Origin of the sequence: Peribacillus sp. FSL M8-0224, from assembly GCF_038003055.1 — a bacterium.
GTDB classification, from domain to species: domain Bacteria; phylum Bacillota; class Bacilli; order Bacillales; family DSM-1321; genus Peribacillus; species Peribacillus frigoritolerans.
Genome location: NZ_JBBOOJ010000001.1, coordinates 1,046,297 through 1,068,060 on the forward strand (window position 1 = coordinate 1,046,297; position 21,764 = coordinate 1,068,060).

General features: G+C 40.8%; 26 protein-coding genes and 2 riboswitches. Of the genes, 13 read left to right on the forward strand and 13 right to left on the reverse strand.

Translation table 11 applies throughout. The annotated features are described in order from the left end of the window. The first annotated feature begins 339 nt into the window (after positions 1-339). The 3 genes from MKX49_RS05040 to MKX49_RS05050 all read left to right on the forward strand — a co-directional run bounded on the left by MKX49_RS05040 (position 340) and on the right by MKX49_RS05050 (position 2,641). A complete protein-coding gene (locus tag MKX49_RS05040) occupies positions 340-507 on the forward strand; it encodes a YezD family protein (protein ID WP_251538764.1) in 168 nt (55 codons plus the stop codon). A gap of 660 nt (positions 508-1,167) precedes the next feature. Beyond that, positions 1,168-1,953, forward strand: a complete 786-nt coding sequence (locus tag MKX49_RS05045; RefSeq protein WP_340875414.1) for a serine hydrolase — start codon at positions 1,168-1,170, stop codon at positions 1,951-1,953. A gap of 88 nt (positions 1,954-2,041) precedes the next feature. After that, positions 2,042-2,641, forward strand: a complete 600-nt coding sequence (locus MKX49_RS05050) for a YdcF family protein (protein WP_340878475.1) — start codon at positions 2,042-2,044, stop codon at positions 2,639-2,641. A 32-nt stretch (positions 2,642-2,673) separates the two neighbouring features. Here MKX49_RS05050 and MKX49_RS05055 read toward each other — a convergent pair whose 3' ends face one another. Further along, on the reverse strand, positions 2,674-2,934 hold the full coding sequence (locus MKX49_RS05055; protein WP_048687304.1) for a hypothetical protein: 261 nt from the start codon (positions 2,932-2,934) through the stop codon (positions 2,674-2,676). A gap of 289 nt (positions 2,935-3,223) precedes the next feature. On the opposite strand from MKX49_RS05055, the gene cspC reads away from it, so the two are divergent. Then, positions 3,224-3,424 carry a cold shock protein CspC gene (gene cspC / locus MKX49_RS05060; protein WP_034314312.1) on the forward strand — a complete coding sequence of 67 codons (201 nt, stop codon included), beginning with the start codon at positions 3,224-3,226 and terminating at the stop codon, positions 3,422-3,424. Between the two features lie 125 nt (positions 3,425-3,549). On the opposite strand, the gene MKX49_RS05065 is transcribed toward cspC, so the two are convergent. The 3 genes from MKX49_RS05065 to MKX49_RS05075 form a co-directional block, all read right to left on the reverse strand. Continuing rightward, positions 3,550-3,717, reverse strand: coding sequence for a hypothetical protein (locus MKX49_RS05065; protein WP_164855016.1), 168 nt, complete (start codon positions 3,715-3,717; stop codon positions 3,550-3,552). A gap of 369 nt (positions 3,718-4,086) precedes the next feature. Continuing rightward, the gene (locus MKX49_RS05070; protein WP_340875419.1) at positions 4,087-5,319 is read right to left on the reverse strand and encodes an aminopeptidase; all 1,233 of its coding nucleotides are present in this window, start codon (positions 5,317-5,319) and stop codon (positions 4,087-4,089) included. 292 nt (positions 5,320-5,611) lie between these two features. After that, entirely contained in the window at positions 5,612-7,099 is a 1,488-nt protein-coding gene (locus MKX49_RS05075; RefSeq protein ID WP_340875421.1) for an aldehyde dehydrogenase family protein, read from the reverse strand. A gap of 270 nt (positions 7,100-7,369) precedes the next feature. Here MKX49_RS05075 and MKX49_RS05080 point away from each other — a divergent pair, with 270 nt between their 5' ends. Then, positions 7,370-8,575 carry an MFS transporter gene (locus MKX49_RS05080; protein ID WP_323599117.1) on the forward strand — a complete coding sequence of 402 codons (1,206 nt, stop codon included), beginning with the start codon at positions 7,370-7,372 and terminating at the stop codon, positions 8,573-8,575. Positions 8,576-8,613: 38 nt separating this feature from the next. Here the strand turns inward: MKX49_RS05080 and thiE are convergent, their stop codons facing one another. Genes thiE through tenA form a run of 5 tightly spaced genes read right to left on the reverse strand, consistent with a single transcriptional unit; the run spans position 8,614 to position 12,040 of the window. Next, entirely contained in the window at positions 8,614-9,246 is a 633-nt protein-coding gene (gene thiE / locus MKX49_RS05085) for a thiamine phosphate synthase (protein ID WP_063596409.1), read from the reverse strand. Beyond that, entirely contained in the window at positions 9,227-10,042 is an 816-nt protein-coding gene (gene thiM, locus MKX49_RS05090) for a hydroxyethylthiazole kinase (RefSeq protein ID WP_340875427.1), read from the reverse strand. Before thiM ends, thiE begins: the two co-directional genes overlap by 20 nt. Continuing rightward, positions 10,039-10,845, reverse strand: a complete 807-nt coding sequence (gene thiD, locus MKX49_RS05095) for a bifunctional hydroxymethylpyrimidine kinase/phosphomethylpyrimidine kinase (RefSeq protein WP_340875430.1) — start codon at positions 10,843-10,845, stop codon at positions 10,039-10,041. Before thiD ends, thiM begins: the two co-directional genes overlap by 4 nt. Continuing rightward, complete coding sequence (gene thiW / locus MKX49_RS05100; RefSeq protein ID WP_340878476.1) at positions 10,814-11,335, reverse strand: energy coupling factor transporter S component ThiW; 522 nt, start codon at positions 11,333-11,335, stop codon at positions 10,814-10,816. The genes thiD and thiW overlap by 32 nt, the downstream gene beginning before the upstream one ends. A 15-nt stretch (positions 11,336-11,350) precedes the next feature. Further along, the gene (gene tenA / locus MKX49_RS05105) at positions 11,351-12,040 is read right to left on the reverse strand and encodes a thiaminase II (RefSeq protein WP_340875433.1); all 690 of its coding nucleotides are present in this window, start codon (positions 12,038-12,040) and stop codon (positions 11,351-11,353) included. A 91-nt stretch (positions 12,041-12,131) separates the two neighbouring features. Beyond that, positions 12,132-12,236, reverse strand: a riboswitch (TPP riboswitch). 157 nt (positions 12,237-12,393) lie between these two features. Beyond that, positions 12,394-12,498, forward strand: a riboswitch (SAM riboswitch). 175 nt (positions 12,499-12,673) lie between these two features. On the opposite strand from tenA, the gene MKX49_RS05110 reads away from it, so the two are divergent. Further along, entirely contained in the window at positions 12,674-12,862 is a 189-nt protein-coding gene (locus MKX49_RS05110; RefSeq protein ID WP_034314291.1) for a Fur-regulated basic protein FbpA, read from the forward strand. 249 nt (positions 12,863-13,111) lie between these two features. Next, positions 13,112-13,309, forward strand: a complete 198-nt coding sequence (locus tag MKX49_RS05115; RefSeq protein ID WP_340875436.1) for an aspartyl-phosphate phosphatase Spo0E family protein — start codon at positions 13,112-13,114, stop codon at positions 13,307-13,309. Positions 13,310-13,378: 69 nt separating this feature from the next. Here MKX49_RS05115 and MKX49_RS05120 read toward each other — a convergent pair whose 3' ends face one another. Further along, positions 13,379-13,885, reverse strand: coding sequence for a GNAT family N-acetyltransferase (locus tag MKX49_RS05120; RefSeq protein ID WP_034314287.1), 507 nt, complete (start codon positions 13,883-13,885; stop codon positions 13,379-13,381). A 188-nt stretch (positions 13,886-14,073) separates the two neighbouring features. Here MKX49_RS05120 and MKX49_RS05125 point away from each other — a divergent pair, with 188 nt between their 5' ends. Beyond that, entirely contained in the window at positions 14,074-14,775 is a 702-nt protein-coding gene (locus tag MKX49_RS05125) for a DUF459 domain-containing protein (RefSeq protein WP_048687285.1), read from the forward strand. Between the two features lie 42 nt (positions 14,776-14,817). On the opposite strand, the gene MKX49_RS05130 is transcribed toward MKX49_RS05125, so the two are convergent. Then, a complete protein-coding gene (locus MKX49_RS05130) occupies positions 14,818-15,387 on the reverse strand; it encodes an ABC transporter ATP-binding protein (protein WP_340875441.1) in 570 nt (189 codons plus the stop codon). A 22-nt stretch (positions 15,388-15,409) separates the two neighbouring features. Further along, positions 15,410-16,642: an ABC transporter ATP-binding protein gene (locus MKX49_RS05135; protein ID WP_340875443.1), complete on the reverse strand. Its 1,233-nt coding sequence runs from the start codon at positions 16,640-16,642 to the stop codon at positions 15,410-15,412. 183 nt (positions 16,643-16,825) lie between these two features. Here MKX49_RS05135 and MKX49_RS05140 point away from each other — a divergent pair, with 183 nt between their 5' ends. The 3 genes from MKX49_RS05140 (at position 16,826) to MKX49_RS05150 (ending at position 18,599) form a co-directional block, all read left to right on the forward strand. Beyond that, entirely contained in the window at positions 16,826-17,308 is a 483-nt protein-coding gene (locus tag MKX49_RS05140; RefSeq protein WP_340875445.1) for a DinB family protein, read from the forward strand. Between the two features lie 152 nt (positions 17,309-17,460). After that, positions 17,461-17,925 carry a M15 family metallopeptidase gene (locus MKX49_RS05145; protein WP_340878478.1) on the forward strand — a complete coding sequence of 155 codons (465 nt, stop codon included), beginning with the start codon at positions 17,461-17,463 and terminating at the stop codon, positions 17,923-17,925. Positions 17,926-18,056: 131 nt separating this feature from the next. Beyond that, positions 18,057-18,599: an acyl-CoA thioesterase gene (locus tag MKX49_RS05150; protein WP_034314279.1), complete on the forward strand. Its 543-nt coding sequence runs from the start codon at positions 18,057-18,059 to the stop codon at positions 18,597-18,599. Positions 18,600-18,701: 102 nt separating this feature from the next. Here the strand turns inward: MKX49_RS05150 and MKX49_RS05155 are convergent, their stop codons facing one another. Beyond that, the gene (locus MKX49_RS05155; RefSeq protein ID WP_034314277.1) at positions 18,702-19,337 is read right to left on the reverse strand and encodes a Bax inhibitor-1/YccA family protein; all 636 of its coding nucleotides are present in this window, start codon (positions 19,335-19,337) and stop codon (positions 18,702-18,704) included. A gap of 494 nt (positions 19,338-19,831) precedes the next feature. On the opposite strand from MKX49_RS05155, the gene MKX49_RS05160 reads away from it, so the two are divergent. Beyond that, entirely contained in the window at positions 19,832-20,857 is a 1,026-nt protein-coding gene (locus MKX49_RS05160) for an ABC transporter ATP-binding protein (RefSeq protein ID WP_251538781.1), read from the forward strand. After that, positions 20,835-21,761, forward strand: coding sequence for an ABC transporter ATP-binding protein (locus tag MKX49_RS05165; RefSeq protein WP_053534228.1), 927 nt, complete (start codon positions 20,835-20,837; stop codon positions 21,759-21,761). The genes MKX49_RS05160 and MKX49_RS05165 overlap by 23 nt, the downstream gene beginning before the upstream one ends. Positions 21,762-21,764: the final 3 nt, after the last annotated feature.

The window sequence follows — 21,764 nt, forward strand, 5'->3', positions numbered from 1 at the left end:
AAGTTAGTTGGTAAGAATAATACGGTTTGACACATTAAATCGTATTTTTCTATAACATTTGCCATTCCTGAATATTGCCGATTAGTCAACTAAAGGCACCCTTACATCTAATCTGTTAGATGGCGGGTGCCTTTTATTTTTTATAGGGAAGGGAGGGAATATGGAGTTCCTATTAACTGGTTATTCTTATACGGAAAGTTAAGTGATGAGGATATGATAGGTAAACCAAGTTCCCAAGAACACATTGAAAGTGGGAAGTGCACATGTGCTTGTCGTGCGAACCTTTTTAACATTAGGCATGAAACGAAGCTTTATTACCAGTAGTGAAGGGGAGATATTATGGAAAAGAAAGAAGAATTGAAAATCAGGCATATCATTTCAAGGTTGGAAGATCTGCAATATGGATCGGTTTTAATAACCGTACATGATGGTGAAATCACACAGGTCGATACCACGGAGAAGAAACGATTCCCATTAGTGAAGGGCCGTGCCGTTAAAGTTAGATGAATGACAGGCATTAAAGGAGCCTTCAATATGAAGGCTCTCAGATTGTAGACAAACTCGATTAAAATCGAGTTTGTCTATTTTTATGGCTTGTACAATTTGAACGTTGATTTCCACTACAGGCACTCGCTTTCCGCGGGCGGTCCGGGAGCCTCCTCGGCGCTCGTCGCGCCTGCGGGGTCTCCCTTGGACGCGCTTTTCCCGCAGGAGTCTCGTACCCTCCGTTCCAATCAACTTTGTTTAAAAATTCAGATGGGGCCCCCCTTTTGTCTACAAACTCAATATTAATTAAGATTGCCTACAATTTTTTGAGGGAGTGTAAAATATGAACGTTGATTTCCACTACAGGCACTCGTTTTCCACGGGCGGTCCGGGAGCCTCCTCGGCGCTCGTGGCGCCTGTGGGGTTTCCCTTGGACGTGCTTTTCCCGCAGGAGTCTCGTACCCTCCGTTCCAATCAACTTTGTTTAAAAATTCAGATTGGGAACCCTTTTGTCTACAAACTCGGAGCTTTCGGTATGAAGGCTCTTTTTTTATACAAAAATTTATTCAATTTGGAATTTCTAATAAGATTGTACTGCTTTTAACATGGTAGAATAAGTTAGGGTATAAGGGAGTTTTTTATAGGGGTTTAAATGATATCTAAGGGAGGAACAGGGAATAGATGACCATACAAACTATAGAACATGATATCTTGGCATTAGTTGAAACATTTAATGGGAGAATCGCATATAAAATTGAAAATGGTCTTGGTGACACGATTGGATATCACGAGAATGAATCCTTTCAATCAGCGAGTTTGATCAAAATACCAATGATCATCGAAGGTTATCGTCAAAGTGAACAAAAGAAAATCTATTTGAACCAACCAGTGACCATCCCGCCTAGTGAAGTGACTGGGGGATCTGGGGTCCTGCATGTCTTATCGAATAAGGTATTTTTGACCGTAGAGGATTTATTGACATTGATGATAACTGTTTCCGACAATACATCCACGAATATGATGATGAACCTGTTGGGCTTTGAAGAAATCAATCAATGCATCAAGGAACTTGGTTTGAAAAATACTGTCCTTGAACGAAAAATGCAGGATTTTAAGGCATTAAAAGAAGGGCGCGACAATACCATATCGGCAGAAGATACGATTACCTGCTTAAAAGCCATACATACAGGCAACTTTTTAACGAAAGAAAGCCGGGAAAAAATATTGCATGTATTTGACAACCAACAATTAAGGGATAAACTTCCATCGCTGATGGGCAGAGGAGTCAAGGTCGCAAGCAAAACGGGCGGAATTCGGGGAGTTGCCCATGATTGTGCAATCATTCGTTCAGAAACACAAACTGTTTATGCTGCAGTTCTTACTGAAGATATGAAATCAGAGGAAGAAAGCCGTCAAGTAATCAGTAAAATTGGGAAAATGATATATGATGATATGGTCGCAGAATAAACTGTCGATTGAGAAGAGAGGGAAGTCTTTCATGATTTCCCTCTCTTCGATCTTAGTTATATAGGAGTTAGTGGAATTGGATAAGAATATGAAGCGGGGAAAAATTTTGAAAAGGACGATGAAACTTTTTTGTGTAATAAGTGTCATTGCGGTACTGGGGTATTTTGGATTTTTGCACATGAAAATTCAGGAAAGCATTCGCCAGCAAATTCCGGAGAATGCCGATTACCTCATGATTCTTGGAGCAAGGGTCAAAGGTTCGGTTCCATCATTATCCTTACAATACAGGATTGATAAAGCTGCAGAATATTTATCGGCGAATAAACATACAGTGGTCATTGTATCTAGCGGCAAAGGACCGGGTGAAGATATATCGGAAGCAAAAGCAATGCAACAGGGGCTAATCGCCCAAGGAATTGAAGAAGCACGCATCATGATGGAAGACAAATCTACAACAACTCACGAAAATATTGTTTTCTCAAAAGAACTCATTCCTGATACAGCAACTTCAGGGTTAATCGTTAGCAATGACTTTCATATCTACCGGGCAGTCGAAATAGCAAAAAAAGAAGGCTTGGATATGAAGGGATTGCCGGCAAAGACACCAAAAGTGTCACTGTTGAAATCATATACCCGTGAATATCTGGCAATTACCAAATACTATTTGACCGGGTTGATTGGGAGGTAACTTCGAATTCTCTAAAAGGTGGGGTGCTTTCATTATTCGACTTCCACGACAACATTAGGAACTTGCCAAAAATCTTTCTCTTGATATAGCTCCTTAAGTGTCTTATAAACGGGATAACCGGTATAGGAAATCTCGACTCGATCATCAGCATCCACTTCTTCTACATCTATATCATCAACAAAACCAAGTTGATCATCAATTTCCATTAAATAATACCCGAGTGCCTCATACCCGCTATAGGCTACAATAACCTTACTGTCAAATCCGCTATTAGAAACTTTGTAATATTTCATTGAGTGACCTCCTTGTTGATAATTCTTTAAGTGAAAATCGTACTGTTTCTTATTACTCTGATATACCCATTAATTACTATCTGAATCATTAAATTGGATAAATAAAGAAAATAAGAAGGCAAAAAGAATGTGGACCATCTTTAAATAATCACTGGAAAATTTGCTATCTGCATCAATTCATGTTAATCTAATAAAGAATTGTTTTTGGTTGTGGAAGAGGATACTCGTTATTTTCCAAATGATTAAAAATAGTAATACAATGTGTGTTATGCACTAGGAGGCAACAACAATGGAACAAGGTACAGTTAAATGGTTTAATGCAGAAAAAGGTTTTGGATTTATCGAACGCGAAAACGGAGACGATGTATTCGTACATTTCTCAGCTATCCAAAGCGAAGGCTTCAAATCTTTAGACGAAGGTCAAAAAGTAACTTTCGAAGTTGAGCAAGGTGCACGTGGAGCTCAAGCTGCTAACGTTCAAAAAGCTTAATTTTAAAATTAAATCGTAACCTATATGAACAGACTTCCTCGATGGGAGTCTGTTTTTTATTGTGCTATAAAATGAAAGCAAAAAAAAATCCCACTCTGACTGAGTAGGTTTTTAGTGACTTGTCATTAAGCTTTTTTTAATTCTTCTTCAAAGAAAAAAGTAGTCGGATGTTCTTTAACAGTATAAGAATATCTCTTCATGTTTTTTACATATGCCCATTTATTAATGGTTACTGATTCATTAGTATCCTGAATGGTTACTGTTTCACCAGTATTATACTTATTGCTTTTCAATTTAGCCACCCTCTTTAATAATAGTATAACATATTTGGCAATGAAAGATGTGTTCAACATATTCCAATGATATATTGCGTATAAAAAACAGACTATGCATATGGCAATGAGCCTAATTATATTGAGTGTTGTATAGAGAAAGTTAATGGGTCATGTTTTAGGATGAACAAGGAGTGGATGTCACAATATGGGATTAAGCGGGGGCAGGCCAAGTTATAGTGAATGAACTTACTCGAAAGCAAGGAGTCGATATTACTACGGGCTTGTCTCCCTTTTTGGGCATGAAAAAACAGCCACATGTTCCCAGGTACAGCAGAAATCACGTGGCTGAAGATTTTCAAGTGATGGACGGGTCTTAAGGCCGGTTAATTAAAACGCCCAATCCCCATTACGGAAGACAGGTTCTGAAGTGCCGTCCTGTTTGATGCCGTCGATGTTCATTTTCTCCGATCCAATCATGAAATCGACATGTGTAAGGCTTTCATTCAGTCCATTTTCTGCAAGTTCTTCTGGACTCATGTTTTTTCCGCCTTCAATACAGAAAGCATAGGAGCTGCCGATAGCGAGATGGTTTGATGCATTTTCATCAAATAATGTGTTGAAGAATAAAACATTCGATTGGGAAATCGGTGAGTTGAATGGAACAAGCGCGACTTCACCAAGGTAGTGTGAACCTTCATCCGTTTCAACCAATTGCTTTAGGATTTCTTCCCCTTCTTCTGCTTTTACTTCAATGATCCGTCCTTCCTTAAACGTCACGGAAAAATTATTGATGATGTTTCCGCCGTAACTAAGGGGTTTTGTACTGGAAACGGTACCGTTAACGCCTGTTTTCAATGGAACTGTAAACACTTCTTCGGTTGGCATATTAGCCATGAATTCATGCCCCTGTACGTTAACGCTTCCTGCCCCGACCCAAAGATGTTTGTCGGGTAATTCGATTGTCAGATCGGTTCCAGGAGCCGTATAGTGCAATTTTTGGTAATGCTTATCATTTAAATAATCAACCTTTTCATGCAGGGTATCATCGTGTTTTTTCCAGGCTTCCACAGGATATTTCACATCAACACGAACTGCTTTGAAAATGGCTTCCCATAGCAGATCAACACGTTTTCCTTCTGCTTCTTCAGGGAATACTTTATCAGCCCAAGCCTTTGAAGGGACGGCAACTATGGACCAGCTCACTTTATCGGATTGCATATACTGACGCCACTTCTTCAGTGCTGTCCCGGATGCTTTTTGGTAGTTGGCAATCCTTTCAGGCTTTACACCTTTTAGTAAGTCAGGGCTGGAGGAGATGACGGATAGATAAGCAGCTCCGTTTTCTGCGAGTTCAATCGTTTCCTCTGCGCGCCACTTTGGATATTCGTGGAACACCTCATCCGGAGCCAATTCATATTTGGTACGTGAAACGATATCGTCATTCCAATTAACGATGACATTGCGCGCACCGTTTTCATATGCCTTTTTTACAATTAGACGCACAAGGTCAGCACCCTCTAATGTTGTGTTTACGACCAAGGTTTGATCTTGTTGGATGTTTACGCCGACTTTTACGGCAAGTTCTGCATATTTTTCTAAATTCGTTTGAAAATCACTCATCATTTAAAACTCCTTTTCCATTTTCTACGTTTTCAATTGTACTTTTTGTCATATAAAAAAGAAACTTTTTACATCGTTTGTGAAAACTACTCGAATACGAAGGAGTTCATTATAACCGGCAGGGAGCTGCTTCAGCAGCTATTTTGTCTATCTTGCATTTTACCAAAACTAAAGAAGGAAAGACTATTGAAAAGGTTTGAATAGTTGAATAATTTGATGATTTGGTGCAGTGAATCAATGGACTGAAAGAAAGAGGGCCTCTTTGAGACCCTCTTTCTTAATAGTCAGTAAATCATTTACCCAAATTAATCCAGACACTTTTCACTTCAGAATAGTTGTCCAGTGCATAAGATCCCATTTCACGTCCGATTCCGGATTGTTTGTAGCCGCCGAACGGAGAAGCTGCGTCGAACGCGTTATAACAGTTCACCCATACGGTACCGGCACGGAGTTTTCCTGCAACATAATGGGCATTGGCTATATCGCTTGTCCATAAGCCGGCAGCCAAACCATATTCACTGGCATTTGCACGGTGAATGACATCATCTAAATCTTCGAATGGCATTGCCGCTATGACCGGTCCGAAAATCTCTTCTTTAGCAATCGTCATATCCTCTTCAACACCAGCGAATATAGTAGGAGAAACAAAGTAGCCTTGTTCACCCGGTTTATTTCCGCCGACAAGAACTTCCGCACCCTCGTTTTTCCCTTTTTCAATATAGCCCATTACCCGATTTTGCTGCTCTTCGGAAACAAGCGGTCCAATTTGTGTACTTGGATCTAGGCCTATCCCTTGTTTGATGTTTTTTGCATGGCTGGCCATATCGGCAACAACATTATCATAATGTTTCTTTTGGATATAAACCCTTGAACCGGCACAGCATACCTGGCCTTGGTTAAACATGACCCCATTCAAAGCTCCAGGAATGGCTTTTGAGAAATCCGCATCAGGCAGGATGATGTTTGGCGATTTCCCTCCAAGTTCCAATGTGACCCGTTTCAATGAATATGAAGCGGAACGCATGATCAATTTTCCAACTTCGGTCGAACCGGTAAATGCAATTTTATTTACTTGCGGATGGTCGACAAGCGCTTGTCCAGCGGTTTCACCAAAACCGGGAACGATATTGACGACCCCATCAGGGAAACCGGCTTCAGCCAATAATTCAGCCAGGTAAAGAGCGGAAAGCGGTGTTTGCTCAGCGGGCTTTAATATGACCGTACAACCTGTAGCAAGTGCCGCTCCCAGTTTCCACATCGCCATAAGAAGCGGAAAGTTCCAAGGGATGATTTGGCCGACAACACCAACAGCCTCGTGTTTTGTGTAGTTAAAGTAATTTCCGCTTACCGGGATGGTCTGTCCAACAATCTTGGTGGACCAGCCAGCAAAATATCTCATATGTTCAATTGCTAAAGGAATGTCGGCATTTGTAGTTTCACTGATTGGTTTCCCATTATCCAACGTTTCCAATTGAGCAAGTTCAGTTTTATTTTCTTCCATTAAATCTGCTAGTTTATACATCAGTCTACTGCGTGCAGCTGCGCTCATTCTTGACCAAGGACCTTCATCGAATGCTTTGCGTGCAGCTTTGACGGCTAAGTCGATATCTTCTTTATCAGCTTCATAAACATCGGCAAGTTTTTGTCCTGTAGCAGGATTAGGAGTGGAGAAGGTTTTTTTTGAAGCACTTTCTACAAACTGACCATTAATATAAAGCTTTTTTGGTCCTGTTAAAAATTTTTGCAGCTTTCCACTTACTTCTAACGTTAGATTTGTCATTAATTACCCTCCTGAATAAAATGTTTATCTTGGGCAAAACATGATGACTTATTGTTAACGCTATGATTGCCAATTTTTATGATAAATGAAAAAAAGGGAATATTCAATCTATAACATTCGACAGAATATCCAAGATTTCTTCATCTATTAAAAAAATGTAGTATTATTTTGTCATGACATGTGTAATTACTATAGCAAAAATGAAAGTTAATAGTTAAAATGAAAAAGGATAAAATAACAAGAAGGTCTAAAGTTCTTCAGGAGGAATATATGGGAAATAATACGAAAATGATATCGCAGCGTAAGTTACTTGGTGTTGCGGGTCTTGGTTGGATGTTCGATGCACTTGATGTCGGTATGCTTTCTTTCATCATTGTTGCATTAAAGCAGGATTGGAACTTAACCAGTGAGCAGGTTGGCTGGATTGGGAGCATAAACTCCATAGGAATGGCTGTTGGCGCGGTATTCTTTGGTGCGATGGCCGACAGGGTCGGACGAAAGAATGTCTTTATCATTACATTATTATTGTTTTCGATCGCAAGCGGCCTGTCTGCAGCAGTCAGTACACTCAGCCTGTTCTTGATATTGCGTTTTTTGATTGGAATGGGACTTGGGGGAGAACTCCCGGTTGCCTCGACATTGGTCTCTGAAAGTGTTGAAGCGAGTAAAAGGGGAAGGGTCGTCGTCCTTCTTGAAAGCTTTTGGGCGGTTGGCTGGATTTTGGCAGCACTCATATCCTATTTCATCATACCGGCTTATGGTTGGCGGGTTGCATTATTATTGAGCGCAGTTCCAGCTTTATATGCGCTGTATCTGCGCTTGAAACTGCCGGATTCACCAAAGTATACGGAACTTGAAAAAAAGCAAAGACCATCTGTATTAAGCAATATGAAAAGTGTCTGGAAAAAGGAATACTCCCGTCAGACACTTGTATTGTGGATTCTATGGTTTTGCGTGGTCTTTTCCTATTATGGGATGTTTTTATGGCTGCCAAGTGTTATGGTCCTTAAAGGCTTCAGCATGATTCAAAGCTTTGAATATGTTTTGATCATGACGCTTGCACAGCTTCCGGGCTATTTTTCAGCTGCATGGCTGATAGAGAAGATGGGACGTAAATTCGTTTTGATCACATACTTAATTGGAACGGCCGTCAGTGCCTTTTTCTTTGGATCGGCAGAGGGGCTGGCACTGCTGATAGTTTCCGGAATGTTCCTCTCTTTCTTCAACCTAGGGGCATGGGGTGCACTTTATGCGTATACACCTGAGCAGTATCCAACATCCGTTCGCGGTACAGGGGCTGGGTTAGCTGCAGGGATCGGGAGAATTGGCGGTGTTCTGGGACCTTTGCTTGTAGGGTATCTAGTTGCCGCAGACACACCGATTTCATCGATTTTCACCATTTTTACAATTGCTATTTTAGTGGGGGCAGTTGCCGTGGCTTTTGGGAAGGAAACAAAGAATACCGTTTTGACATAAACAAAGGATGGGGACTGCATGCAGTCTCCATCCTTTTGTTATTTAAAGTCTTTTATTATTTTTAAAAGGGATTCGGAGGCAGTCTTCGGATTATTTGCATTCATGATGGCCGATACGACTGCGGTACCTGATAGTCCGCTATCAGAAAGAGCGGAAATGTTATCGGCAGTGATACCCCCGATGGCTACTGCGGGAATGGATACGCCGCGGCAAATTCCCCCCAGATCCTCAAGTGCCATTAGGGTTGCATCTTGTTTGGTCTTGGTGGGGAAAACGGAACCTACTCCGATATAATCGGCTCCATTTCGTTCGGCTTCGAGAGCTTCTTCAAGAGTGGAGACAGATACACCGACAATCATATCTTCAGGAACCATTTTTTTGACGACAGGCAGTGGGAGGTCATCTTGTCCAATATGAATTCCGTCCGCTCCAACCGCAAGTGCTATATCCACCCGGTCATTGATGATAAGGGGAATGGAAAGCTCATTCAATAACTGTTTTAATGCAGATGCTTTTTTATAAAAGGAGAGGGAGGAATTGTTTTTCTCTCTAAGTTGTACGATCGAGACTCCTCCTGAAACCGATTCTGCAATGATTTTGGTCAATTCTTCTATTGCTATGGACTCTTCCGTAACTAAATACAGGCTTAAATCAATTTGCGACTTCTTCACTTAGTTTCACCTCATGCATCCAGATTTCCTTATCCATTCTTGATATGGCATCGATTAATCGCACACGGAAAGTACCTGTTCCTTCATCCTTTTGAAGGGTTGAGGCTGCCAGTTCCCCTGATATGCTCATTGTTGATATACCGGCAATTGCGGCAGAATAGAAATCATCGGTGACTCCGGAAAAAGTTCCGATAAGAGCAGTGGACATGCATCCGGTACCTGTAACATTAGTTAAAAGGAGGTTCCCGTTATCGATGATGGACGTATGTTTTCCATCGCTGACCGCATCCTTAGCTCCGCTGACCACGATGATGCTATTCAATTCATTTGCCGCTTGTGCAGCCAGCTCGGCATTGCTAATCGCAAGTTCCCCCGAATCCACTCCGCGTGTAACGGTATCCCCACCCATCATTGACAGGATTTCACTCGCATTTCCGCGAATGATTTGGAAAGTAACCTTACTTAGGAGCTCTTTGACTTGCTCTGTACGATAGGAGGTGGCACCAACTCCCACCGGGTCCAAAATGACCGGGATGTCCAGGGCATTTGCCGTTTTACCGGCAATCTCCATTGCTTCCAAGGCTTTATCATCGATCGTACCGAAATTCAGGACCAATGCATTTGCTAATTTGACCATATCCGCCACTTCTCTTGGGCTCGATGTCATTACTGGTGAACCTCCGATGGCAAGGGTGGCATTTGCACAGTCATTGACCGTAACAAAGTTTGTGATTTGGTGAACGAGTGGTTTCCTTTCTCTTACCTTCATAAATAAATCGGCTGAAGAAATCTTCATAACAAGTCACTCCGTTCTTTTTTTGAATATGAATGAAAATGATGGACAGGTCCATGACCTTTACCGATTGAAAAGCTATTGCTTATCGCTTCGGAAATATAGGTCTTGGCTTGTTCGATCGAGACTTGCAATGGCAGTCCATTTGCCAGGTTAGATGTAATGGCGGATGATAGGGTGCAGCCCGTACCATGAGTGTTTTTGGTATGAATGCGCTCTCCCTTGATCCAGTGGAAGTCAGTACCATCATAAAAAAGATCATTTGGATTTCCTGCTGCATGGCCGCCTTTAAGTAAAACGGCTTTGGGACCCATTTCTTGTATCGAAATGCATGCCCTGTAGAAATCTTGTTTCGTCCGAATCGGGAAGCCAGTAAGTACTTCCGCTTCTGGTACATTGGGTGTTACAAGAGTTGCAAGCGGAAGCAATTCCGTTTTTAAGGCAGAGACGGCCTTTTCGTCGAGCAAATGGTGGCCGCTTTTGGAAATCATGACAGGGTCAAGGATAACGATGGCAGGCATGAAGGTTTTAAGGGACGCAGCGACCGTTTCCACGATTTCTTTAGATCCAAGCATGCCTATTTTTACTGCATCGACAGGAATATCTTCAAAGATAGCTGCAATTTGATCCGATATGATAGCTGTTTCAATGGGCTGTACAGAACGGACTTCCATTGTGTTTTGGGCGGTTACGGCTGTGATGGCAGACATTCCAAATACACCATGTGCAGAAAATGTTTTTAAATCCGCTTGTATTCCAGCACCGCCCCCTGAATCAGAGCCTGCGATCGTTAATGCTGTTTTCATAAAAAAACCCCTTCATATAATTATTTTTTAGCAGTATTTTAAGTAATATGAAAGCTAAAATCGCCCCTGCGAATGAACTGAACATAAAAGCCGGTAAAAAACCAAAAAGAGCAGCTTTTTCTCCCAATAGGAGGGTTGCAAGCGGATAACAGGCCAGGGAACCGAGAATGCCGGTCCCGATCACTTCCCCTAAACAGGCGAATTTTAAGCTTTGTGTTTTTCGATAAAGGATGGCGGCCAAAAGTGCACCAATCATGCTGCCGGGAAAGGCGAAAATTGAACCGGTACCAGACATGTTTCTAATGATGGAAACTAAAAAAGCTTGTGTCACAGCATATGTAGGCCCCAATAGAACCGCCGTCAGGACATTTGCCAGATGTTGAATAGGAAAGATTTTTGCAAATCCTGCAGGGATGAAAATAAATGAACTGGTCAGCGTCGTTAAAGCCGTGATCATGGCTGTCAATGTCAGTTTCTTGATAGGATTCATCCTCATGTCAACCACCTACAGAGGCCAATCCTGCTCATTTTGAACCATGTCCCAGAATAAATATTCATATCGGGAAGTAACCAAAAAGTGCTTTTCTAATCTAAGAAGTTCCTTTTCAGGCATGCCTTCCGTCAATTCTTCCAACAAAGTGATCAGCCACTTGTGTGCTTCCCCGAATTCAGGAGATGAATAGGACCTTATCCAATCTGCGTAGCGATTGTTTTCCAGTGCTGCTCCATTTTGTTCTTTTAATAGCAAACCGATTTCATAATAATCCCAAGCGCAGGGCAGGAGACAGGCGATCAAGTCTGCCAAAGTCCCATGCTGAGCTGCATTTAGCATGTAACCTGTATAGGCTAGAGTGGTTGGAGTAGGTTCTGTACTTTCCAATTCCTTGGAGCTGATCCCGAATTCGGAAGCATAATGCCGATGAATATCCATTTCCACTTGAAGGGTTTCATTTAAAATGCTCGCAAATTTTGCCATGGTTTCGATGTTATGGGCTTTGATGACACCTAAAGCAAAGAGCTTGGAATAATCCATGAGATAGACATAGTCCTGCTTCAGGTAATAGGCAAATTTCTTTTCAGGAAGTGTACCGTTTCCAATTGCCTGGACAAAGGGATGTGAATGGTTCCTTTTCCAAATCTCTTTTGCCCGTGCATGCAGTCTATCACTGAATGTTTCTAATTTTGTATTCTCCATTGTTCATCCTCCTATAGAATGGCTCCTTTTGTTGAATAAAAAACCCCGTTCCTGAATACGGAACGGGGTAGATGGATATAGTCTGTAAAATGGACGATATCATCCACTTCCCTCCGCCGGTATGAGCCGGTTCAGGTTCAAAGGGTCCGGAACTAATTCCATCTCAGTCTTAAAAAAGACTCCCCTAGTGGTGTGAATTGTATGTAATTACTGACATCATATCAGAAAGACAAGAAAATGCAACCCGTATTTGAAAGAGGAATCACTTTATGTCCAGGAAAAAAGGGAGAACCAGGTAATTGACTTTTGAAGATTATTAGGTTAGAATCATTTCTACATCATTATATATCGAATTCTTATCCAGAGAGGTGGAGGGACTTGGCCCTAAGAAACCTCGGCAGCGGACCCGTTTAGGGAACTGTGCTAAATCCAACAAGCATATGCTTGGAAGATAAGAAGAGCCGTACGGACACTGTCAGCCTCTTCTTAAATTAGAAGGGGCTTTTATTTTTGGGAAATAACGTTTAGTGACATACTAGAAAAGGTATATATAATTTGGTGAAATCAAACAAGTTGATAAAGTTTAGCTAACTAGAAGCAGGCACTAGGACGACTGGGAAAGGAGCCATTTACATGGCAGAATTATTTAAGAGGATTGAACAGAGGAAGGCAAAACTCATTGAAGAGCTATTGGCCAATGGAGTATACAAAACCTCTGATGAAAGGCACCTTTATGATGCCCCATTAAAAGTACTTGAAGATGAATATAAGATTGTTATAAATAGACCTAATAACGAGTCACCTTCTGAATGGATGACATAGTAAACGGAATACAATATTTGGATTTTTGGATAAGGGATATGATGTAAGCATTCGCAGTCTACACTAGTGGATGCTTTTTTTGCGTTTATTAGAAAACGACACAAATTATACATAATTAAATAACAAAATAGGTGTTTTGTCACATTTGACCTATAAAATAACACATTTAATTTCTGAAAAATAGTTGATTTTAACTAGTGGTTTCATTATGATGAAAGTGTAAAAATATTGAATAAATGGGAGGTGACTATGATGCCTTGCCGTAAGGTAACTATAGAAAAAGTAGAAGAGAAGAGACAGGAAATGATAAAGTTGGGAGCGATTTACGGCTTAACAAGTCTGCTGACTGTACAAGCCAGTCAAGAATTGGATACGCTATTGAATACGTTAGCAAGTAAAAGAGATTCTGAATATTTTTCCCTTCAAGAAGCATATAGGTATTTTTAAATTAGCAATTCGACCTGTATTAATCTGAAAAAGCTACTGCTCAAGGCAATAGCTCTAAAGAATTATATATTAAATATCGACACGTTTACCTAGAATGATCAAATCCCGCTCAATGCCATCCATCTCGGCAACTTGAGGTAAATGTGCCCATTCTTCAAACCCGAATTTGGAAAAAAGCTTAAGGCTTGGTGTATTATGGGCGAAAATGAAACCCAATAAAGTCTTAACGCCTAATTTTGGACTCAATTCAATTGCCTTTCGAATCGAAATTTGTCCAATTCCTTTTCCCCGGAAATAATCATCAATGTAAATACTGATTTCGGCAGTGGAATTATATGCCGGTCGGCCATAAAAGGATTGAAAGCTCATCCATCCAGCGGTTTTCCCTTCTATAGTAATGATATATAGCGGTCTACTTTCTGAATGATGTTCCTCAAACCATTTAACCCTCGATTGGACGGATACAGGTTCCGTATCTGCCGTGACCATTCTTGAAGCAATTGTCGAATTATATATTTCAACAATTCTGGGTAGATCAGATAGTTCTGCCTCTCTAAACTCTATGTGTTCTTCCATGATTTAAACTCCTAACTATCATTTATTCAATCTCCAGAATGAAGGGTAATCCCGTTTCCATTGAAAGTTTTATATTATCATACACTCTTTATTCTTTATCTGACAATTCTTTTTTATGTTAGTACTGCAGATTTTTTGGGTATGAAAAAGATTAAATACTTCTAGTAAAAAGACAAGAGGAGAACCAAATGAAAAAATTGGCAGGTATATTGATTATCGTACTGGTTATATGTTTTGCTGCATATGAATTTCAGGCCTCGGAGTCGGAAGATGTGCAAAGGGTCATGGCTTTTGGAGATTCATTAACCTATGGAAAAGGGGATAAGGACGGGGAAGGATATATAGATGGCCTTGAGGATGAATTGAATAATCCGCAATCGGAGCAAAAAGTGAGTTTTTGGAATTACGGTATTAAAGGCCAGGAAACGGATGGGGTGATGAAACAGCTAGATGATTACCGCATTAAAACGAAACTTGATGAAGCCGATACTTTCATTGTTTTTATTGGAACGAATGACTTGATCAATAGTAATGGCGGGAACTTGGAGAAAATAAGTGACCGAAAAATCAATGAGGGTAAACGGGAATATATCAACCATCTGAAAAAAATTACATCAACACTGATAGAGGCAAACGATAAAGCGGATATTCTGGTAGTAGGACTATATAACCCAATTAAAGACAATCAAAAACTTGAAAAGCACATTCGCGATTATAACGAGTCAATAAAGGGATTAGCCGATAAAGGTGAACGGATGTTATTCATTCCTACAAATGATCTTTTTGAAGATGAAAAGAAAACAAAGTATTTCAGTGATAAGTTACATCCGAATGAAAAAGGGTATCAGCTCATTGCGAATCGGGTTTTGGAAAGTTATGACTTCAAATGAAACCAAACATGCACAGAAAGGCTTTCTGTGCATGTTTGCCTGCTAAGTTGCTAGGTAGTTGATATCGCTTAGTTGAGGGAACTGTAAGTCATGGAGCTGCTTGTATCGGCCGTTGTTTTGCATTAACTGGTCATGTGTTCCTTTTTCAAGAACCTGCCCTTTTTCCATAACGATGATTTGATCGGCGTCATGAATGGTCGATAAACGATGTGCAATGACTATTGAAGTCCGTTTTTTCATTAAACGTGACAAGGCTTGCTGGATCAAATGTTCAGATTCTGTATCCAAGGCCGCCGTTGCTTCATCGAGAATGATGATTTGCGGATTTTTCAAAAGTGCCCTGGCAATGGCAATGCGCTGTTTTTGTCCGCCTGAAAGCTTGACTCCGCGCTCCCCGATCTGAGAATCATAACCATCAGGAAAGGCACTGATAAAGTCATGCGCATTTGCAGCTTTGGCGGATTCGATGATTTCATCATCTGTAGCATTAAGTTTGCCATATACGATGTTATCACGGATAGAACCATTGAATAGAATGATATCCTGAGAAACAATTCCCATTTGTCCCCGTAATGATTTCAGTGACACATCTTTGATATTATGTCCATCCATTTTAATCGTTCCATTTTGCGGATCATAAAATCGGATCAGTAGGCTCGTGATGGTCGATTTTCTTTGCGCCGGAGGAGCCGACCAAAGCGGTTACTTGACCAGCTTTCATGGTCAGATTTAGATTGCCGAGAACAGGAACAGTCTCATCATAAGCAAAATCAACACTTTTAAACTCAATTTTCTTTTTTATGGCAGGGAGTTCTATGGCATTTCCCTTGTCACTTATTTCAGGTTGGGTTTCCAATATTTCAGTTATCCGCTCAAAGGCGGCGGCTGATTGCTGGACAATGCTGATTACCCGGCTAAAATTGCGAACGGGACTCTGCAGCAACCTCAAATAGGCTAGAAAGGCCACGATTAATCCTATTGTGAATTCACCTTCCATCACTTGCCAAGCACCGAACACAATGACTGCTACAAGACCGATATTGTTCAATAAATCAATAATCGGCCCGAACATGGAACGCAGCCGAACGGACTTAAGGTTTGCAGTCATATTTTCCTGATTACGCTCCGCAAACCGTCTTGATTCGAATTCTTCATTTGTAAAAGATTGAATGAGCCGCATTCCTGAAATCGAATCCTGTAACTGGTTGCTGACATCTCCTGCGGAACTTTGCACAGACATAAATGACATCCTGATGCGTTTCCCGAATACCCTTGTGATATAGAACATGAAAGGGAATGTAATTAGAAGGACAATGGTAAGCTTCCAGTTAATGAAAAGCATATATACCGCTACGGCAATGAAGGTCACCGTGTCAGTCAACACTTGAAGCATGCTCGAAGAGATGAGCTGCTGCAGTAAATTGACATCATTGGTCAACCGCGACATTAAGTCACCAGTCCGGTTTTTATCAAAGAATTTCATATCCAGTGTTTGAATATGTTCATACATGCTATTACGTATATCCATGATGGCCTTTTGACCGACCTTGGAAACGATATAGCTGTTAAAGTAGTTCAGTATAGCCAATAAGATTGCAGCACAAAGAATTCCTGCACCAATCCAGATCAACGAGTCATATCTTTTTTCGGGAATGATTTTATCAATCGTAAACTGTGTCAATTGGGGGATGGAGAACTCAAGCAATGAAATGAAAAGCATGATACATAAAACCAAAGAGCAAAACTTCCATTTCGATGGGACCCGGTTGAACATTTGTTTAAGCATCAACCATATGCTTCCTTTTGAGGGTATTGCATGTATTGCACTGCGCCCTTTGTGGCTGAATGGAATATGTCCTCCACTCATAACGATCACTCCTATTTTACTGTCCTAGATGATTTTTGCCTTTATGACTATCATAGAGCTTTTCGAAAAATAGACAACTTTTAATCGGTTCGTTCTGTCAAAAAGTATTATTATTTTACACTTTCCTATAGGACATGGAATAATTAAAGGAGATTAGCGAGGCTGATAAGAGGAGGTGCTAAAATGAATGAAAATGAAAAAATCAGGGAAGAACTTTTAAATGCGGTCAACGGACTATCGGATGAACAGCTGAACGCCCAACCTGAAACAGGAAGATGGAGCATCATCCAGGTTTTGGATCATTTATATTTAATGGAGAGCGCCATAACAAAGAGCATTTCCGATAAATTGAAGAGCGATGAAAGCATTGCTGCTGTGGATAAACCGATAGAACTTACGTTAAATCGTGAAGTGAAGGTCGAGGCCCCGCCATTTGTCACTCCGTCGGAATCATACCAAACTTTGAGTGAAGTTAAGGAGAAGTTGTCCGAATCCCGAAAAGCTTTTGTACATGTCGTTGACCATGCAAAGGAAATTGATCTCGAACAAAAGTCTTTTCCGCATCCTTTGTTCAAAGATTTAAGCCTGAAGCAATGGATTCCGTTCGTGGGACTGCATGAAAAACGGCATTTATTGCAAATTGAAGAATTAAAAGCAAAGTTATAATAGAAGAAAAACTCATCCGTCTTTGGTTGAGTTTTTCATTTTAGACAGATATTTTCGTAAAGGGAAGGATTTTTTAAGTGAAAGCCACTTGGGTAAGGACATGTTTGGTATTGGGCTTTTTCGGATTGCTGCTGTGGCTCTTGTTCAAGTATATGCTTCCGCCTGATCTAGACGAAATCGAACTGACTGACGAGCTGAATCCGATCGTCGCCGAAAAAAAAGACGAGCTCATTCAACTGGCTAAGGACAAAGGCATCCCGGTAATCATTACGGCCGGATTCCGGTCTTTAGCCGAGCAAAATGAACTCTATGAAAAGGGCCGATCAGACCCGGGCAACATCGTAACGAATGCAAGAGGTGGCGAGTCGCTGCATAATTTCGGTTTGGCGATAGATTTTGCCCTCCTTAACAAAGAAGGCGAGGCCATTTGGGATATGAGTTATGACGGTAACGATAATGGAAAGTCGGATTGGATGGAAGTCGTTACAATCGCTAAAGGGTTAGGTTTCGATTGGGGAGGGGATTGGGCAGGGTTCAAGGATTATCCGCATTTACAAATGACATTTGGCTTAAGTCTGCATGAGCTGCAGCAAGGCAAGCAGCCAAAAGGGCAGTGAAAGTGGTTGGCTTCATTATAAGCCGCATAATTTTGACTAATAGCAGGAAAATAAGCATGTGAATTGCTTTACAGGTAAGAATTCGATAAAGTGAACTAGTGAGAAATCAGACATAAAGGAGTGCAGTCACCATGGAAGAAACAAAAAATTGCCGGGACTCTTTGGTCATAAAAACAAGCCTTGTCCTCCCGCCGGATACAAATAATATTGGTACGATGTTCGGAGGCAAATTAATGGCATACATTGATGATGTAGCGGCTATATCAGCCATGCGTCATGCGCGAAGCAACGTCGTTACGGCATCAACTGATTCCGTAGATTTCCTGCACCCTATTCACGAAGGAAATGCAGTTTGCCTTGAAAGCTTCGTGACTTATACGGGCAGAACATCAATGGAAATCATCGTAAAGGTGATTGCAGAGGATTTAGTTACAGGAGCCCGAAATTTATGCGTCATTTCCTTCCTGACATTTGTTGCCATTAATGAAGAAGGTAAACCAATTCCTGTTCCGCGTTTGGTTCCGGAAACGGAGATGGAAATGAATTTAAATGAATCAGCAAAACAACGGGCCCAAATAAGGAAAAAAAGAAGGGAAGATACACAGTTCATTGCAAGTACTTTCGGTGTGAAACTGCCTTGGACCGATCAATCAAATCCAGGATTATATAAATAAGATAGGCATCCCTTCAGCCGTTCTTATTGATGATCGAGACATTAAGTGAAAAGACGCTTGGATAAATCCAAGCGTCTTTTTTATGGTACCTTGTTAGGTCTTTTAGTCATCGCTTGCTAAAATACCAAAGAAGCGCAAGATGTTAATGAATAGGTTAATGAAATCAAGATATAGATTCAAAGCCATGAGCGGTACTTCTTCGGCTGTTACCCCGTAATGCTTCATTCGATTGAAATCATATAAAATATAACCGCTGAAAACTAAAATCCCTATAAATGAAAAGACCAGCATGGCTGTAGAGCTTAATGGAAAGAAAATGTTGAAAATGCTAATGACGACTAAAGCTAGCAAGGCCGCAAATAACATTCCCCCCAAGAATGAAAGGTCCCTTTTGGTGGTTGTGGCATAAACCGCCAGTCCTCCAAATACGACTGTTGTCGTAACACCTGCCAAGATCACCACATTTGCCCCGGCAGCGGCTAGGTAGTGGGCAATGATCGGATAGGTTGTAATTCCAGAAATCAACGTGAAAATATACAAAAATGTGTAACCGATGGCTTTTTTCCTTCGCAATATGAATGCTCCAATCAACATGGCGATCTCAAGTATCGCCAAGGGAAGAAACAAGGATGGCGGAACAAGAGTGCCGAGAGCCATACCTAAAACGGAAACGGCAAGAGATAAAGCGAACGTCCGCATGACGGACGGCATATATGTTTGTACAGTTTGTGAATACATTCAATCACCCCATCATTTATTTTCTACCGTTTTCTACGAATCTGTTTTAAAAAGGTTTCATTGCATACAATGAAAATTTGGTGTTTTTTTAAAAGTATTGAAATATATATGAAGTAATTACCTTTTCTATGATATTCTTACAAATATACTAATTTTTCTGAAATATTAAAATACTTTAAACGGAACCATTCCGCGGTAAGTAAAACGATAAGCTCAATAAATAGGCATAAACTTCAAAAAAAGCTATCTCGAAATAATAAATTCGAAATTATTGATTCTATATATTTAATCGGACTTCAAAACTTTACTGTATAACAGTTATAAAGGAAAAGTTTTTATGTTGCAGAAAATTATTCCTGAAGTTATAAAATATGAAAAAAATGTGATTATTTTCTATAAAAACTATTGTATAATTGTAAAAAAATGATTAAAATTTTAAATAATTATCAGAAGATTAATTATTTTCCCGATAAAATAGTTTAGGGGGAGCAAGGATGAAGAAAGCTATTTTGCAAATAGAAAACCTAACTACCTCATTTCGAATCGGTAACAAATATCATGCAGCGGTGGATGATGTTTCGTTTACGGTGAATGAAAATGAAATTGTAGCAGTTGTTGGAGAATCAGGATGTGGAAAGAGTGCATTGGCCTTATCCATCATGCAATTACATAATAAGCAGAGAACGAAATCCGAAGGAAACATCAATTATAAAGGCCAAAATCTTCTAAAGTTGAATGATGTGCAAATGAATAAAGTCCGTGGTAAGGAATTGGGTATGATATTCCAGGAACCTTTAACGGCTTTGAACCCGCTCATGACCATTGGAAAACAGATCGAGGAGAATCTTGATTACCATACAGAACTCTCCAGTGCTGAAAAAAAGAACAGGACGATCGAACTTTTGACACAAGTGGGAATTCCATATCCTGAACGGACGTACAAGCAATATCCGCATGAGCTCTCGGGCGGAATGCGGCAAAGGGCAATGATCTCGATTGCCATTGCTTGCAACCCTGCACTGGTCATCGCCGATGAACCCACGACGGCATTGGATGTTACGATCCAAGCGCAAATACTTGATCTGCTGAAGGATATCCAAAGCAGGACAAAAATGGGGATCATCTTAATTACACATGATCTGAGCGTAGTAGCAGAGGTCGCTGACAGGATCGTTGTCATGTATGCAGGTCAGGTAGTGGAAACGGGAAGTGTTAAAGAGATATTCAACAATCCGCTGCATCCATATACAAGGTCGTTATTGAATTCGATTCCTTCGGCCGCAAACGAGAAAAACCGTTTGCATGTCATCGAGGGAATCGTTCCATCGATAGCCAAAATGGATCGGATCGGATGCCGCTTCCAAGATAGGATTCCTTGGATACCAAAACATGCGCATGAAGAGACACCCCGGCTTCACGAAGTGGGCAACGGTCATTTTGTCCGCTGTACCTGCTATAAAGCATTCTATTTTCAAGTAGAAGGAGATGCATCGGCTCATGACATTACTAAAATTAGATAATTTAAAAGTGCATTTTCCAATAAGGGGCGGTTTTTTTCGAAGGGTGGTCGATCATGTAAAGGCCGTGGACGGTGTTTCCTTTGAGTTGCAGCAAGGGGAAACATATGGTTTGGTCGGGGAATCCGGAAGCGGCAAGTCCACGACAGGCAAGGCAGTGGTCAAACTGAATGAGGTGACATCCGGACAAATCCTGTTTGAAGGCAGGGATTTGGCATCTTTAAGTAGAAGAGAAATTAAACCGTTCAGAAAAGATATCCAAATGATTTTCCAAGACCCGTATTCATCATTGAATCCCAAGAAGAGGGTACTTGACATAATTGCCGAACCGCTGAGGAACTTCGAACGGTTATCCCCTTCAGAGGAAAAGAAAATCGTACAGGACTTCTTGGACAAAGTCGGACTGAGTCCGGAATCGATCCACAAGTATCCTCATGAATTTTCTGGAGGGCAGCGCCAGCGAATCGGGATTGCCCGATCATTGACATTGAAGCCTAAACTGATCATTGCGGATGAACCGGTGTCAGCACTGGATGTTTCCGTTCAGGCACAAGTGTTGAATTTTCTTCAGGATCTCCAACAGGAGTTCAATTTGACTTATTTATTTGTCGGGCATGATTTAGGTGTAATCCGGCATATGTGTGACCGGATGGGTGTTATGTATCGTGGTAGATTGGTAGAGGAAGGAAAAAGCGAGGAAATCTATGAAAATCCCCAACATATATACACGAAGCGCCTGATTGCCGCCATTCCTGATTTAGAGCCGGAAGTTCGTGAAGATAAAGTGCAGCTTAGAAAAAAACTCACCTCGGAATATGAGTCTACCTACTCAAAATATTTCGATGAGAATGGACGTGCTTACGATTTGAAGCCGATCTCATCGACACATAGAGTCGCATTACAATAAGGA